This is a genomic window from Paracidovorax wautersii, from assembly GCF_900113035.1.
Taxonomy (GTDB): Bacteria; Pseudomonadota; Gammaproteobacteria; order Burkholderiales; family Burkholderiaceae_C; genus Paracidovorax; species Paracidovorax wautersii.
This window is the reverse complement of record NZ_FONX01000019.1, coordinates 1-14,785: the sequence shown is the minus strand read 5'-3', so window position 1 is coordinate 14,785 and position 14,785 is coordinate 1. Positions and strand designations below refer to the sequence as shown.

Here is a 14,785-nt window from a genome sequence, read left to right as displayed (position 1 = left end):
TCGTTTGCCCCTTCGCCTTGGGCCTTCGCGGCCCTTCCCCGACAATCCCTCCATGCCCCTCTTTCCCCACGGACACGCCACCCATCCGCAATGGAACATGGCCGCTGCGCTGGTGCTGGCGCAGCTGCGCGCGCAGATGGCCCTGCCGCAGTACGCCTCGGCACCCACGCTGGGCTTGCTCTACATCACCGACCACTACGCGCATGCGGCGGCGGAACTGCGGGACTGGCTCGCCTCCGAGCTGCCCGAGGTGACCGACTGGAGCGGCACTGTGGGCGTGGGCGTGGCGGCCAACAACGCCGAATACTTCGACGAGCCGGCGCTCTCCGTCATGCTGCTGGACGTGCCGGCCGATCAGTACCGCGTCTTCTCCGGCGTGGCGCCGCTCGCGCGCAGCGGCGCGGCGGCGGGGGGCTTCGCGGCGCACACCGCGCTCGTGCATGCCGATGGCGGCACGCCCGAACTCGCCGAGCTGATCGCCGAGGTGGCCGACCGCACCGCCACCGGCTATCTGTTCGGCGGCCTGGCGGCCAGCCGTGCGCAGAGCGTGCAGTTCGCCGTGGCCGGCAACGGCAACATCGCGGGGCAGGGCGCGGCGGGCGGCGTGTTCGACGGCGGCCTCTCGGGCGTGGCCTTCGGCGCGGGCGTGCAGCTGCTCTCGCGCGTCACCCAGGGCTGCCAGCCCGTCGGCCCGCTGATGACGGTGACCGCCGCGCAGGACAACGTCGCGCTGGAGCTCGACCACCGGCCCGCGCTCGACGTGCTGCTGGAGACTTTGAAGATATCGCTCGACGGCGACCCGCAGCCCGCGTTGCAGAAGGTGCGCGCCACGCTCGCTGGCCTGGTGGACGCGGGCGCGCAGCCGCAGGGCCGCACCGGCCACTTCGGCACCGACGTGCGGGTGCGCCACATCGTGGGGCTGGATGCCGCGCGGCGCGGCGTGGCCCTGGCCGACCGCGTGGAGCCCGGCATGCGCCTGGCCTTCTGCCAGCGCCACGTGGCGGCGGCGCGCGCCGACCTGATGCGCATCTGCGCCGAGATCCGCGAAGAGCTGGCGCCCGAAACCTACGACGAGAACGCGCTCACCCGCGCGCTGGCGGGCGCCGACGCGCCGGGCGAGGCGCAGCAGCGGCAGATCCTGGGTGCCATCTACGTCAGCTGCTCGGGCCGCGGCGGGCCGCATTTCGGCGGGCCCAGCGCGGAGCTGCAGATCGTGCGCCATGCGCTGGGCGACGTGCCGCTGGTGGGCTTCTTCGCCGCCGGCGAGATCGCGCACGACCGGCTCTACGGCTACACCGGCGTGCTGACGGTGTTCATCGGCAACGCGGCGAACTGAGCGCCCAAGGGGCGCCCTCGCTGCCCAGGCCTCAGGCCGGCAGCAGGTGCGGCGCGGATGCCGCGGGCATCCCGGTGAACGCGAAGTCCAGCTCCGGTGCCAGCCCGCTCACGATGCGCGCGATCGACTTGCCCGAGCCGCAGGCATGCGTCCAGCCCAGCGTGCCGTGGCCGGTGTTGAGGTACAGGTTGGGCAGCCTGGTCTTGCCGATCAGCGGCACGTTGCTGGGCGTGGCCGGGCGCAGGCCCGACCAGAACTGCGCGCCCGCCGTGTCGCCTGCGCCGGGAAAGAGCTCTTCCACGCGCCGCACGATGGCCTCGCAGCGCACGCGGTTCAGTTCGCGCCCGTAGCCGTTGAGCTCGGCCGTGCCGGCGATGCGCATCACGTCGCGCGCGGGCTGGCCGTCCTGCGCGGGGCGGGTGTAGCGCGAGAAGACCAGCTTGTATTCGTCGTCCGTCAGGCTCGTCGTGTAGGCGGCGGAGGCATCGCGCACGGGCAGCGTCACCGAATAGCCCTTGGCCGGATAGATCGGCAGGCGCAGGCCCAGCGGCTCGGCCAGCAGCGGGCTGAACGAGCCCATGGCCAGCACGTAGGCGTCGGCGCTCACGCGCTCGTAGCGGCCTTCGGCATTGGTGATCTCCACGTGGTCCATGGCGTCGCCCGCGGTGCGCAGCGCGGTGATGTGGCAGCCCATGCGGAACTGGACGCCGGCCGCCTCGGCCAGCCGGGCCAGCTCGCGGGTGAAGAGGTTGGCGTCGCCCGATTCGTCCGCGGCCGTGTAGGTGGCACCGGCCAGCTGAGGGCGGATGGTGGCCAGCGCCGGCTCCAGCAGCACGGCCTCGTCGGCGCCCACCACGCGGCGATCGCAGCCGAGCTGGCGCATCTGCTCGGCCGGGGCCAGGGCCGCGTCGAACTCCTTGGCGCTGGTGTAGAAGTGCAGGATGCCCTGCGCGCGCTCGTCGTAGCGGATGCCGGTGTCGCGGCGCAGCTGCTGCAGCGTGTCGCGGCTGTAGGTGCCCAGAGAGACGATCTGCTCGATGTTGTGGCGCGTGCGCGCCGGCGTGCATTCGCGCAGGAACTGCAGGCCCCAGAGCCACTGCCGCATGTCGGCGCGCAGCCGGAACAGCAGCGGCGCATCTTCGCGGCCCAGCCACTTGAGCAGCTTCAGCGGCGCGCCCGGATTGGCCCAGGGCTCGGCATGGCTCACCGAGATCTGCCCGCCGTTGGCGAAGCTGGTCTCTGCGCCGGGCGTGGCCTGGCGGTCGATGACGGTCACTTCGTGGCCGAGCTGCTGGAGGAAGTAAGCGGAGGTGGTGCCGAGCAAGCCGGCGCCGAGGACGATCACGCGCATGTTGAAGCCTTCGAGGGTTCAAGTGCCGGACACACGTGCGCAAGCAGCTATGAATTCAATAGCGTGCAGCAGGCGCGTGGCCCAGCTGCCGCTCCCCCTGTCCTTGGTACCTGAGAGATTCACCGCACGCCAACACGGCGCAGGGCTTGCTCCTTCGGTGCGCCATGGCTCCGGGCCCGCCTTCAACCGGCTCACGTCGCTGGAGCGCCTCACTGTGCTCACGGCACTGTCTGCGGCGTCCTGACTCGCTATCCGGCTGAATGCAAACCCGTAGGGAGCATGGCGGCTCTCCAGACGGCTTTGATGATGGTGCAGTACGGGACCTGAGCGTGTATGGGAGTTTGCGCCTTCGGTGGAACGCCAGCGGGGCTGGCCGTTCGCTCTTCTGCGGGGCGCATGGTAGCAGCGAAATCGCGCTCTGCAAAGCGCGGCGGTGGCTTCAGCCGGCCTGCGGGAAGACGGCTTCGCCCAGGTTCAGCATCAGCCGGTTGGCCCAGGCGAAGAGGGCGGCGGCATGCAGCGCGTCCAGGATTTCGAGGTCCGACAGGCCGGCATCGCGCAGCGGCTGCAGGTGCTGCGCGCCGAACGCGCCCGGCGTGCGCGTGAGCGCCGCGCTGGCCTGCACGATGGCCCGCTCGCGCGCATTGGCGCCGGCGGTATCGGGCTCCGTGAAGATCTGCGCCATCACGTCGTTGCGCTTGGCGAGTTGCTCGAAGCGCTGGGCGTGCACCGAGGCGCAGTACACGCAGCCGTTCACGCGCGACACCACGGTGCTCGCGACTTCGCGCTCGGCGCGCGAGAGGCCGCCCGGCGCATACATGATGGCGTTGAAGGCCTGCGAGCGCTCGGACAGCACGCGCGGCTGGTGCGCCAGCAGCAGGTAGAAGTCCGACGTGCGGGCCTTGGGATGGCTGAGGTCCAGCACGGCGTTCTGCTCGGGCGTGGCAGCGGCCGGGTCGAGCACGGGCAGCCAGGCCTTCCAGCCCAGCGTTTCGCTGGTGTAGCCGTTCACGCGCAGCGGCTCGCCGGGCGCGGGCAGGTTGGCGGGGTGGACGAAGGGGGCGGCGTCCGCCGCCTGCGCCGCTGCCGCAGCAGCGGGAGCGGCGGCACCTGCATCGCCCAGCTGCGCCAGCGCGGCCACGCCGGCCACCACGCGCAGCTGGTAGGTGACGAAGCCGATCAGCTGCGCGAGCAGCACCGTGTCCGGCACCGAGAGGCCCGCGGCGGGTAGCGCCAGCAGGGCGGCCTGGTCGCTTTCGGCCGGGTGCGCGGCGAGCGTGCGCGCGAAGTGCACGATGGCCTGCAGGCGCGCATCGGCGATCGCGGCGCCGGGCGCATCGACGAGCGCCTGCACGGCCGGCGCGGCATGCAGCGGCTGCAGCGCCGCGCGGTAGTGCTCTGCCAGCGCGGGCAGGCCGCTCGCGTGGGCGATGTCGTGCGCCACGGCCAGGCGCTCGGCTTGCGAGAGGCCGCCGGGCAGGCCCGGGCCGAAGAGCGCGTCTTCGCAGCCCTGCGTGGCGGTGGCGACCTTGTCGCGCTGGTGGCGCACGGCGTGGGCCGCGCCGCCGGGGGCGAGGCCGGCGATGTGGTCGATGGTGTCGTGGGCTGCGATGGAGGTGTCGGTGGCGGTCATGGGCGATGCGATGCGGTGCGTTGCGGTGCGATGGGGCCGGAAGGAGATCGTGAACACGTTCTCAGCGGGGCAGGACGCGCCGGGCGGTGTCCGCAGGCGTCCATTCGTCGCCCAGCAGTTCGGGCTCGGCATAGGCCTGCAGCACGCCGAAGTGGTAGTCCACATCTTCGCGGTAGAACAGGCTGGCGAGGCCGGTGGCCAGCCGGCGCGCGCCGTCGCTGATGGCCGGGATGTCGCCCGAGACGGTGCCGTGCGAGAGCGCGGCGGGGTAGCAGAAGCAGTGCACGCGCTCCAGGCCGGGGCAGGCGCCGGGGGCTTTTTCGCGGAACTCGAACACCGGGCCCAGGTCGGGCGAATCGGCCAGCTCCTGGTCCTCGTCGCCCGGCGGCGGCGTGTAGCGCTCGCCCCAGGTCAGCACGTGGGACGCGAAGGGCGCGAACTCGGGCTTGCGCGCCCAGTCGATGGCGAAGCCGGTGGAGACGATCAGGAAGTCGAAGGCGAAGCTGCCGTGCGGCGTGGCCACGTGCAGCGCGCCGTCGGCCGGGTTCTCCTGCACGCCCTGCACCGGGCAGCCCAGGTGGAAGAAGGCGTTGGCGTGGCGCGATACGCGCAGCGTGCTGCCGTGCGGCGGCGGCACCTGGGTGGTGTTGATGTAGTGGCGGATGCGCCATTTCCAGGCGTCCGGCAGGTCGTGGTGGCCGTGCGTGAGGCCGGGCACGCCCGAGCCCTTGGATTTGTTGATGCGCGGCAGGTCGGCGCGGCGCACCAGCAGGTCCACGCTGGCGGCGCCGCACTCCAGCGCGGTGGCGGCGCTGTCCATGGCCGACGAGCCGGCGCCCACCACGCCCACGCGCAGGCCGCGCAGCGTGGCGTAATCCAGCACGTCGGACGAATGCGCCCAGCGGCTGCGGTCCACGCCCTGCATGAAGGCCGGGATCTGCGGCCCGCCCAGGCCGTCGCGGCCCGTGGCCAGCACCACGCGCCGCGCAAACCAGGTCGTGGAGCGGCCCTGCGCCTGCACGTCCACCTCCACCAGCCCGTCGCCGCGTGGCCGCACGGCGGTGACCGCATGGCCGTTGCGCACGTCGGCCCGGGTGACGCGGCGGTACCAGCGCAGGTAGTCCATCCACTGCAGGCGCGGGATCTTGTCGAGCGCGGCCCAGGCGGCGTCGCCCCACTGGGCCTCGAACCATGCACGGAAGGTGAGCGAGGGAACTCCCAGCGCCGGGCCGGTCAGCTCCTTGGGCGAGCGCAGCGTTTCCATGCGCGCCGTGGTGGCCCAGGGCCCTTCGTGGTCGTGCTCGGCGCGGTCCAGCAGCACCGCATGGATGCCCTGCTGCGCGAGCGCCATGCTGGCCGCGAGGCCTGCCTGGCCGGCGCCGATGATGAGCACGTCGATGACCGGCTGGCCCGCGTGCGTGCGCTGCGGCAGCCAGTGCCTGGCGCGCCAGTTGAGGGTCAGCAGATCGTGCTGCAGGCGTTGTTCGAGGGCGGCCAGGCCGGCGGCGGGGGAGGGGCTGTTCATGAAGGGCGGGCTGGGTGCGGTGGGGCTGGCTGCGGTCGGCGCTGCGATCTCAGTCGATGGATATTCTTGCGTCCTTCACGACCTGCGCCCACTTGGCGCGGTCGGCATGCACGGTCTGGCGGAACTGCTCGGGCGTTTCGATGCGCACGGCGTTGCCCTGCGATTCGAAGCGCTCGCGCACAGCGGGCTGCTCCAGCACCTCCTTGAGCGCCGTGTTGAGCTTCTTCACGATGGCCGCATCCGTGCCCTTGGGCGCGAAGATGCCGAACCAGATCGCGCTGTCGAAGCCCTTGGTGCCGGGCAGGCCGCTGGAGGCGATGGTGGGCACCTCCTTCACCGCCGCCACGGGCCTGGCGGTGGTCACGCCCAGCAGGCGCACCTTGCCGGCCTTGTAGTGCGGCAGCACGGTCTGCACCTGGTTCATGATGCAGCAGGTCTCGCCGCGCACCACCGATGTGATGGCCTCGGGCCCGCCCTTGTAGGGCACGTGCACCATGTCCAGGCCCAGGCGCGCGTTGAATTCGGCGAACGCCATGTGCGTGCCGGCGCCGTTGCCGGTGGAGGCGTAGTTGTACTTGCCCGGGTGGGCCTTCACCTCCTCGACGAACTCCTTGAGCGTCTTCACGTCGATCACGGCGGGGTTGATGGTGAGCACGTTCGACACGTCGATCAGCGTGCCCACGGGCACGAAGTCGGCCTCCACGTCGAAAGGCAGCTTCTTGTAGAGCGCCGCGTTGCTGCCGTGCGTGGCGGCCGTGCCGAAGGCCAGCGTGTAGCCGTCCGGCTTGGCGCGGGCCACGTACTCGCTGGCGATGTTGCCGGCCGCGCCGGACTTGTAGTCGATGATCACCGGCTGGCCGAGCTTGTGCGACAGCGGCTCCTGCACGGCACGGGCCACCACATCCACGCCGGAGCCTGCGGGAAAGCCCATGATCAGCGTGACGGGCTGGCGCGGCCAGTCCGATGCGGTTTCGGCGGCAGCGGCACCCGCAGGGGCCGAGAGGACCGCCGCGGCGCAGGCCAGGGCCGCGGCGATGGAAGGAATCGAGCGGCGGCGGAAGGTGGCGGCGGATGCGGGATGTGGCATGGCGGGTTCCTGTGGCGGGGGCGGTGGTGCCGGGAAGGCGAGGGCGCGATTGTGGGCAAGGGCACATCGCCGCGCGCTATATGCATATGGTGTGCCCGGGGCGAGTGCCGGTCCACCGCGCAGCATCGCAGGGCTCCCATAATCCAGGCTTTCGGGCCTGCCGCGTGTCCGATCCCACCCCCGGCCCGTGGACACCTGCGCGCGGCCGCATACGCCTCACCCTCGCAGCCCATGCCCGCCGACTTCGATCCCCGCCCCGCCGCCGACTGCCTCATCCGCGCCCGCACGGGCGTGGTACCGCGCCCCAGCGATCTGCCCGCCGCGCTGCGGCCTGCCGATGCGGCTCAGGCCTATGCCGTGCAGGATCGGGTGGCTCTGGCGCGCGGCGCCATCGCGGGCTGGAAGGTCGGCGCCGCCTCGCCCGAGGCCGAACCCTCGCGCGCTGCGCTGGCCTGCGACAGCGTGCACGTGGCCGGCGCCGACGGCGTGGCGCGCCTGCGGGCGCAGGATTTCCTGGTGATCGGCGTGGAGGCGGAGCTGGTCTTCCAGTGCATCGCCGACCTGCCACCGCGCGGCGAGCCCTATTCGCCCGGCGAGGTGCTGGACGCCTTGGGCTCCGTGCATGCGGCCATCGAGGTCTGCGACACCCGCTTTGCCACCTGGGGCGGGCAGGACCCTTTGAGCCGGCTGGCCGACCAGGCCTGCCACGGCGCGCTGGTCGTGGGCACGGGGCGTCCTGATGGCGCGGCGGTGGATGTGCTGCGCCAGCCCGTGCGGCTGGAGGTCAACGGCGGCACCGTGGTGGCGCACGACGCCGGCGGCAACCCGGCCGGCGAGCCGCTGCGGCTGCTGGTGTGGCTGGCCAACTTCGGCGCGCACAGCCTGGGCGGCTTGCGCGCCGGGCAGTGGATCACCACCGGCTCATGGACCGGCACGCCGATGGCGATGCGGGGCGACAGGGTGGTGGCGGACTTTCCCGGCATCGGCCGCGCCGAACTGCGGATCGACTGACGGCCGCTGCCGCCGGCCCGCCGTGCCGTGCCGGGCCGTGGCCTGGCTGCGCCCGGCGGTGCGGCCCCTCTCGATGCGGCCTCTCTCAATAGCGGCGCGGGTCGTTCGGGCGGCGGTCGTGCCGGTCCGGTACGCCATCGCCATCGCGGTCCCAGCCGCCGCGCTGCATGACCCAGCGGTCGCCTCGTTGCTGCCAGTGCGGCTGGCGGTAGGCGTAGCCGTGGCGGGCCTGCAGCCACCGGCCCGGCACCCAGGCATAGCGGTGGCCGCGCCACTCCCAGTGGCCGCCTTCCCACACCAGGCCCCGGCGCGGACGCGGCACCGCCTCGTGGCGCGGCGGTGGCGGTGCGCGGTAGTGCGGCGGTGCCACCACCACGGGCACACCGTACGGCGGGGCGCCGGCCTGGATCACGACGGTGGGCTGCGGACCGGCGTGGGCGCTGCCGATGGCGGCGAGCGACAGCAGGGCGGCGGCCGTGGCAGCGGCGCGGGCAAAGACGCGGTGGGGCATGGGAGGTCTCCGGTAGGACGCAGGGTCGATGGCTGCATCCTGCCCCGCCTGTGTCAACGCACCTTCGGCCTGCTTGGCGCGCAGGCAAAGCCTTGTCACCGGGTGTTTCCGTGCGAAATGCGGGTCGATTGCGCCGTTGGCCCAGGTGGATGAAGCGCGGGTAGCTATGAATTCAGTAGCTTGGGTGCCGTGCGAACTCCCCGCTGCGCCTGGCCGGCAGCGCGGTGCAGCCCTCGCTTTCCCGCTCGGCCGCGCGCCGATCTGCCGGGCGCTGCATGTGCTTCCGAAAAGGCGGAGGGGGGAGCCGGCCGGCATTCGTTCCCCGTCGGGGCGACCGGCGACCGGCGGCCGGCGGCGTCTTGGCCCGATACCATCGGCCCCGCGGGCACAATCGCCGCCGGCACGGGCGGCATGGCCCGGGGGCGCACGGTTCCGCTGCGCCGCACATCCAGCCCCCACCCATTCCACAGGAGCATGGCATGAGCCAGGAGCAGGCCCCCAGGGCGGCCACCGCCGATACCGTTTCCGCCGCCGTCCCCGCCGGGGAGGGTGGCGGTGCCCACCCCAACCAGTTCGCCCTGCTGCGCCAGCGCCGTTTCGCGCCCTTCTTCTGGACGCAGTTCGCGGGCGCGGCGAACGACAACCTGTTCAAGTTCGCCTTCACGGTGATGGTGACCTACCAGCTCGGCGTGGCGTGGATGCCGCCCAGCCTCGCGGGGCTGGTCATCGGTGCGCTGTTCATCCTGCCGTTCCTGCTGTTCTCGGCCACGGCCGGGCAGCTGACCGACAAGCTGGAGAAGACGCGCCTGATCCGCTTCGTGAAGAACCTGGAGATCGCCATCATGCTGGCGGCCGCGGCCGGCTTCGTGCTGGCGCTGCCCGCGCTGCTGCTGGGCTGCGTGTTCCTCATGGGCGTGCATTCGACTTTGTTCGGGCCGGTCAAGTTCGCCTATCTGCCGCAGGTGCTGCACGAGCGGGAGCTCACGGGCGGCAACGGCATGGTGGAGATGGGCACCTTCGTCGCCATCCTGCTGGGCAACGTGGCCGGCGGGCTGCTGGTGGCGATCCCGGAGATCGGCCACGGCGCCGTGGCGCTGGCCTGCCTGGCGCTGGCCCTGGCCGGCCGGCTGGCGGCGCAGCGCATTCCGCCCGCGCCGGCCACCGATCCGGGGCTGTCCGTCAACTGGAACCCGTTCAGCGAAACCTGGCGCAACCTGCGGCTGGCGCACGGCAACCCGGTGGTGTTCCGCTCGCTGCTGGGCATCAGCTGGATGTGGTTCTTCGGCGCGGTGTTCCTCTCGCAGTTCCCCAGCTTCGCCAAGGAGGTGCTGCACGGCGACGAGCGCGTGGCCTCGCTGCTGCTGGTGGTGTTCTCGATCGGCATCGGCGCGGGTGCGCTGCTGTGCGAGGTGCTCTCGCGCCGGCAGGTGGAGATCGGCCTGGTGCCGCTGGGCGCCATCGGCATGAGCGTGTTCGCCATCGACCTGTATTTCGCCTCGCGCGGCCTGCCGCCCTCGCCGGTGATGGGGCTGGCGGCCTTCCTCGCGCAGCCCGCGCACTGGCGCGTGATGGCCGATCTGGCGCTGCTGTCGCTGTTCGCGGGGCTCTACAGCGTGCCCATGTACGCGCTGATCCAGCTGCGCAGCCAGCCCACGCACCGCGCGCGCATCATCGCGGCCAACAACATCCTCAACGCGCTCTTCATGATCGCCAGTGCGCTCATCGCGGGCGCGCTGCTGGGCGCGGGCTTCACGGTGCCGCAGGTCTTTCTCTTCACCGGCATCGCCAACGCCGTGGTGGCGCTCTACATCTTCCTGATCGTGCCGGAATACCTGCTGCGCTGCCTGGCCTGGGTGCTCTCGCGCTGCATCTACCGCTTCCGCGTGGCGGGCGACGAGCACATCCCCGTGCAGGGCGCGGCCGTGCTGGCCTGCAACCACGTGAGCTTCATCGACGCGGTGCTGCTGATGGCCGCCAGCCCCCGGCCCATCGTGTTCATGATGGACCACCGCATCTTCCGCGTGCCCGTGCTGGGCGCCGTCTTCCGGCTGGCACGCGCCATCCCGGTCGCACCGCAGAAGGACGACCCCGCCGTCTATGAAGCCGCCTTCGAGCGCGCGGCCCAGGTGCTGCGCGCGGGCGACCTGCTGGGCATCTTCCCCGAAGGCGGCATCACGCGCGACGGCACGCTGCAGCCCTTCAAGGGCGGCATCATGAAGATCGCCGAGCGGGCCCGCGCCGACGGGCTGGAGCCGCCCGTGATCCCCATGGCGCTCACCCATCTGTGGGGCTCGTTCTTCAGCCGGGTGGAGCAGGGCAATGCCATGGTGCGGCCCTTCCGCCGCGGCATGTTCAACCGCGTGGGGCTGAACGTGGGCGCGCCGGTGGACGCCGCCACGCTCACGCCGGAGACCCTGCGCAGCCGCGTGGAACTGCTGCTGCAGCGGGGCTGACGCGCGGGCGCCTCGCGCGCCTGCGCCGCCGCCCGTTCATTCGAAGGTCACAGGGCCAGCGGCAGCTCCGTGGTGGACAGCACGTTGCGGATCGTCATGAACGACCGGATCTGCCGCACGCCCGGCAGATAGAGCAGCTGCTCGGCATGCAGGCGGTTGAAGCTCTCGCTGTCCTGCGTGCGCACCAGCATGAAGTAGTCGAACTCGCCCGTGACGACGTGGCATTCCATGCAGCCCGAGATCTTCGCGGCGGCTTTCTCGAAGGCGGCGAAGGAGTCGGGCGTGGAGCGGTCCAGCACCACGCCGATCAGCACCAGCATGCCCGCGCCCACCGCGCGCGGGTTGAGCAGTGCCACGATGCCGTCGATCAAGCCCAGGCGCTTGAGCCGCTCCACCCGCCGCAGGCAGGCCGGCGCGCTCAGATGTACCTTGGCCGCGAGCGCCACGTTGGAGATCGAGGCATCGCGCTGCAGCGCACGCAGGATGGCCTTGTCCGTGCGGTCCAGATCGGTCGTGCGATCGGCGGTGCCGGCGTCATTCGGGCGGTTTACTTTTGTTGCGCACATGGTGTCCTTGAAGAAATTGCAGTGCGTGGTATTGGAAATCGGTGGATTTCGATGAGGTGGATGGCCGTTGATTCGCAGCCCTGTTGCGCAGGCATTTTCATACTATTTGCCCCACGGATGGGCGCGCCAGGCGCAATCCGTCCACCTCCTCATCCACCGCTTCGCAACGCCGGAAGGCCTCCCATGAACCTGCAGAAATTCGAACGCTATCCCCTGACCTTCGGGCCCACGCCCATCCAGCCGCTCAAGCGTCTGTCGGCCCATCTGGGCGGGAAGGTGGAGCTGTATGCCAAGCGCGAGGACTGCAACTCGGGCCTGGCCTTCGGCGGCAACAAGACCCGCAAGATGGAATACCTGATCCCCGAGGCGATCGCGGGCGGCTACGACACGCTGGTGTCCATCGGCGGCATCCAGTCCAACCAGACGCGCCAGGTGGCGGCCGTGGCCGCGCACCTGGGCATGAAGTGCGTGCTGGTGCAGGAGAACTGGGTGAACTATTCCGACGCGGTGTACGACCGCGTGGGCAACATCGAGATGAGCCGCATCATGGGCGCCGACGTGCGGCTGGACTCCGCGGGCTTCGACATCGGCATCCGCCCCAGCTGGGAGCAGGCCATGGAAGACGTGAAGAAGGCCGGCGGCAAGCCCTTCCCCATCCCGGCGGGCTGCTCCGAGCATCCCTACGGCGGCCTGGGCTTCGTCGGCTTCGCCGAGGAAGTGCGCCAGCAGGAAGAGGAACTCGGCTTCAAGTTCGACTACATCGTGGTCTGCTCGGTCACCGGCAGCACCCACGCCGGCATGACCGTGGGCTTCGCGGCCGATGGCCGCGCTGACCGCGTGATCGGCATCGACGCCTCGGCCAAGCCTGCCCAGACCCGCGCCCAGATCCTGCGCATCGCGCAGAACACGGCCAAGCTGGTGGAACTGGGCCGCGACATCACCGACGCCGACGTCGTGCTGGACGAACGCTTCGGCGGCCCCGAATACGGCCTGCCCAACGAGGGCACGCTGGAGGCCATCCGCCTGTGCGCCCGCATGGAAGGCATGCTGACCGACCCGGTCTATGAAGGCAAGTCCATGCACGGCATGATCGAGAAAGTGCGCCTGGGTGAATTCCCGGCCGGCTCCAAGGTGCTCTACGCCCACCTGGGTGGCGTGCCCGCCCTGAACGCCTACAGCTTCCTCTTCCGCAACGGCTGACCCGGGCCAGGCGCGCGGGGCCTCGTCTCCGCGCGTGGCCCGCTTGCGCGCTGGGGTCCGACGGGCCCGCCGGTTTTCTCTGTTCCTCCAAGGAGCTTCGCGATGACGACAACGACCTGTCTGCTTCTCCCATCGCGCCGGCGAGCCTGCGCCTTCCTGTCGATGGCCGCCATGGCCATCGCCGCAGGCCTGGCGGGCACGGCGGCGCACGCGCAGGGCTATCCGGCCAAGCCGGTGCAGCTCGTCGTGCCCTTCCCGCCGGGCGGCGCCGTGGACATCACCGCCCGGCTGATCGCCAAGCCGCTGGGCGAGCGGCTGGGGCAGGCGGTGGTGATCGACAACAAGGGCGGCGCCGGCACCATCGTCGGCGCGTCGTACGTCGCGAATGCGCCGGCCGACGGCTACACGCTGCTCATCAGCTCGGGTTCCACGTTCACCATCAACCCGGCGCTCCATGCCAAGCTGCCCTACGACCCCGTCCGGAGCTTCGAGCCCATCGGCATGGTTGCGCGGGTGCCGCTGGTGCTGCTGGCCCATCGCGACGTGCCCGTGAACACCGTGGCCCAGCTGATCGCGGCCGTGAAGGCCGCGCCCGGCAAGTACGTCTATGGCTCCTTCGGCAGCGGCACCACCGGGCATTTCGCGGGCGAGCTGATGTGGTCGGCCATGGGCATCCAGCTGCCGCATGTGCCCTACCGTGGCAGCGCGCCCGCGATGAGCGACCTGATCGGCGGCCAGATCCCCTTCACGGTGGATACCGTGGCCGCGGCGCTGCCCCAGCTCAAGAGCGGCAAGATCAAGGCCATCGCGGTGACCGGCGCCACGCGCGCGCCTCAGCTGCCCGGCGTGCCCACCGTGGCGGAAAGCGGCTTTCCCGGCTTCGCGGCGGATTCCTGGCTGGCCGTGGTGGCGCCGCGCGGCGTGCCGGCGGAAGTGAAGGCGAAGCTGGAAAAGGCGCTGGCCGACGCCATGGCGGACGCCGACATCCGCGCCCAGCTGCTCTCCAGCGGGCTGGAGCCGGCCCCTGCGCCCGCGCAGGCCGTGGCTGCGCGCATCGCCGACGAACTGCCGCGCATGCGCGCCGTTGCCCAGAGTTCAGGCATCAAGGCGGACTGAGCCTTTTCCGCTGCCGCCGCATCCGGTAGTCCCCTCGGCGCGGCCGTCATGGGGAGCGATGCGTTGCGCGTCCCCACCCCGGCAGAAGCGCCGCTGCTTCGGCCCGCGCGCGCCCGAAGCATCCACTCATCGCTATGACTTTCCACCGCGAACTTCGGGGGAGCGTCAGCGATTTCCAGAGCCCAAAAATAACGAGATGGCTATCCCCTCAGGTGCGCTTGTGTTTATCAAGCGAAAGGGTTATTTGATGTAAGAATGAATGCTGATTGATTTTTTCAATGAAGAAGGGGCGTTGCCGTATGAACGTATTCCGTCACATGAAAGTCGGCGCCATGCTGGGCGCGGGCTTCACCACTGTGATCCTCCTGGGCATCTTGATTGCACTGGTGGGCAACCTGCGGCTGAACATGCTCAGCAACAGCATCGATTCCCTGGCCACGGTGCGCATGACCGACGTCATGCGGGCCCAGGAGATCAAGGACAACGTGAATCTGGTCGCTCGCGTCGTGCGCAACATCGTGATCCTGCAGGACACGGAGGCGATGGCTGCCGAGCAAAAGCGCATCCAGCAGGCGACCGAGAAGAACAGCGAGCTCTTCAAGTCGCTGGAGACGAGCACGGAATCGGAAGAGGGGCGCCGATTGCTGCATGACGTGGTCCAGTCGCGCGGCACCTACAACGCTGCGGTGCTTCGCACCACGGCCTTGGCCCAGGGCGGCGACTCCAGCGCCGCGCAGGCGATGGTCTTCAAGGAAGTCCGGAACCTGCAGAACGTCTATTTCGACGCGATGGACAAGTTCCTCGACTATCACAAGCGCGAGATGGTCGAAACCAGCCGCGAGGCGCAGTCGCAGGCCAAGAGTGCGGCCACGCAGATGGCCCTGCTGGCCGTCGCTGCCGCCCTGATCGGCGGCCTGCTGGCCTGGGCCATCACGCGGCGCATCAAGGGCCAGCTCGGCGGCGAGCCCGCCGAAGCCGCCCGCATCGCCCAGGAAG

General features: G+C 70.8%; 12 protein-coding genes. 6 read left to right on the top strand and 6 right to left on the bottom strand.

The features are described from left to right. The first annotated feature begins 52 nt into the window (after positions 1–52). Positions 53–1,336 (top strand): FIST signal transduction protein, encoded by a 1,284-nt coding sequence (locus BM070_RS20805; protein ID WP_092941513.1) that lies wholly within the window; start codon positions 53–55, stop codon positions 1,334–1,336. Positions 1,337–1,367: 31 nt separating this feature from the next. Here BM070_RS20805 and BM070_RS20800 read toward each other — a convergent pair whose 3' ends face one another. The 4 genes from BM070_RS20800 to BM070_RS20785 all read right to left on the bottom strand — a co-directional run bounded on the left by BM070_RS20800 (position 1,368) and on the right by BM070_RS20785 (position 6,932). Next, positions 1,368–2,687 carry a D-amino acid dehydrogenase gene (locus tag BM070_RS20800; RefSeq protein ID WP_092941511.1) on the bottom strand — a complete coding sequence of 440 codons (1,320 nt, stop codon included), beginning with the start codon at positions 2,685–2,687 and terminating at the stop codon, positions 1,368–1,370. A gap of 439 nt (positions 2,688–3,126) precedes the next feature. Further along, positions 3,127–4,320, bottom strand: a complete 1,194-nt coding sequence (locus tag BM070_RS20795) for a CMD domain-containing protein (RefSeq protein WP_092941509.1) — start codon at positions 4,318–4,320, stop codon at positions 3,127–3,129. Positions 4,321–4,381: 61 nt separating this feature from the next. After that, positions 4,382–5,845, bottom strand: coding sequence for a SidA/IucD/PvdA family monooxygenase (locus tag BM070_RS20790; protein WP_092941507.1), 1,464 nt, complete (start codon positions 5,843–5,845; stop codon positions 4,382–4,384). Between the two features lie 49 nt (positions 5,846–5,894). After that, positions 5,895–6,932, bottom strand: a complete 1,038-nt coding sequence (locus BM070_RS20785) for a Bug family tripartite tricarboxylate transporter substrate binding protein (protein ID WP_092941505.1) — start codon at positions 6,930–6,932, stop codon at positions 5,895–5,897. A 231-nt stretch (positions 6,933–7,163) separates the two neighbouring features. On the opposite strand from BM070_RS20785, the gene BM070_RS20780 reads away from it, so the two are divergent. Next, a complete protein-coding gene (locus BM070_RS20780) occupies positions 7,164–7,943 on the top strand; it encodes a 2-keto-4-pentenoate hydratase (protein ID WP_092941503.1) in 780 nt (259 codons plus the stop codon). 85 nt (positions 7,944–8,028) lie between these two features. Here BM070_RS20780 and BM070_RS20775 read toward each other — a convergent pair whose 3' ends face one another. Beyond that, positions 8,029–8,454, bottom strand: coding sequence for a YXWGXW repeat-containing protein (locus BM070_RS20775; protein ID WP_092941501.1), 426 nt, complete (start codon positions 8,452–8,454; stop codon positions 8,029–8,031). Between the two features lie 479 nt (positions 8,455–8,933). Here BM070_RS20775 and BM070_RS20770 point away from each other — a divergent pair, with 479 nt between their 5' ends. Next, positions 8,934–10,907, top strand: a complete 1,974-nt coding sequence (locus tag BM070_RS20770; RefSeq protein ID WP_092941499.1) for an MFS transporter — start codon at positions 8,934–8,936, stop codon at positions 10,905–10,907. Between the two features lie 47 nt (positions 10,908–10,954). Here the strand turns inward: BM070_RS20770 and BM070_RS20765 are convergent, their stop codons facing one another. Next, the gene (locus BM070_RS20765) at positions 10,955–11,473 is read right to left on the bottom strand and encodes an Lrp/AsnC family transcriptional regulator (RefSeq protein ID WP_092941497.1); all 519 of its coding nucleotides are present in this window, start codon (positions 11,471–11,473) and stop codon (positions 10,955–10,957) included. Positions 11,474–11,656: 183 nt separating this feature from the next. Here BM070_RS20765 and BM070_RS20760 point away from each other — a divergent pair, with 183 nt between their 5' ends. From BM070_RS20760 to BM070_RS20750, 3 genes are all read left to right on the top strand, one after another. Then, a complete protein-coding gene (locus BM070_RS20760) occupies positions 11,657–12,673 on the top strand; it encodes a 1-aminocyclopropane-1-carboxylate deaminase (RefSeq protein ID WP_092941495.1) in 1,017 nt (338 codons plus the stop codon). A 102-nt stretch (positions 12,674–12,775) separates the two neighbouring features. After that, positions 12,776–13,789 (top strand): Bug family tripartite tricarboxylate transporter substrate binding protein, encoded by a 1,014-nt coding sequence (locus BM070_RS20755; RefSeq protein WP_434803204.1) that lies wholly within the window; start codon positions 12,776–12,778, stop codon positions 13,787–13,789. A gap of 299 nt (positions 13,790–14,088) precedes the next feature. Further along, positions 14,089–14,785: MCP four helix bundle domain-containing protein (locus tag BM070_RS20750; RefSeq protein WP_175518567.1), on the top strand; the 697-nt coding region annotated here is incomplete at its 3' end.

Coding starts and splice junctions, on each gene's coding strand:
- BM070_RS20805 (WP_092941513.1), top strand. CDS start 53: ATGCCCCTCTTTCCCCACGGACACGCCACCCATCCGCAATGGAACATG.
- BM070_RS20800 (WP_092941511.1), bottom strand. CDS start 2,687: ATGCGCGTGATCGTCCTCGGCGCCGGCTTGCTCGGCACCACCTCCGCT.
- BM070_RS20795 (WP_092941509.1), bottom strand. CDS start 4,320: ATGACCGCCACCGACACCTCCATCGCAGCCCACGACACCATCGACCAC.
- BM070_RS20790 (WP_092941507.1), bottom strand. CDS start 5,845: ATGAACAGCCCCTCCCCCGCCGCCGGCCTGGCCGCCCTCGAACAACGC.
- BM070_RS20785 (WP_092941505.1), bottom strand. CDS start 6,932: ATGCCACATCCCGCATCCGCCGCCACCTTCCGCCGCCGCTCGATTCCT.
- BM070_RS20780 (WP_092941503.1), top strand. CDS start 7,164: ATGCCCGCCGACTTCGATCCCCGCCCCGCCGCCGACTGCCTCATCCGC.
- BM070_RS20775 (WP_092941501.1), bottom strand. CDS start 8,454: ATGCCCCACCGCGTCTTTGCCCGCGCCGCTGCCACGGCCGCCGCCCTG.
- BM070_RS20770 (WP_092941499.1), top strand. CDS start 8,934: ATGAGCCAGGAGCAGGCCCCCAGGGCGGCCACCGCCGATACCGTTTCC.
- BM070_RS20765 (WP_092941497.1), bottom strand. CDS start 11,473: ATGTGCGCAACAAAAGTAAACCGCCCGAATGACGCCGGCACCGCCGAT.
- BM070_RS20760 (WP_092941495.1), top strand. CDS start 11,657: ATGAACCTGCAGAAATTCGAACGCTATCCCCTGACCTTCGGGCCCACG.
- BM070_RS20755 (WP_434803204.1), top strand. CDS start 12,776: ATGACGACAACGACCTGTCTGCTTCTCCCATCGCGCCGGCGAGCCTGC.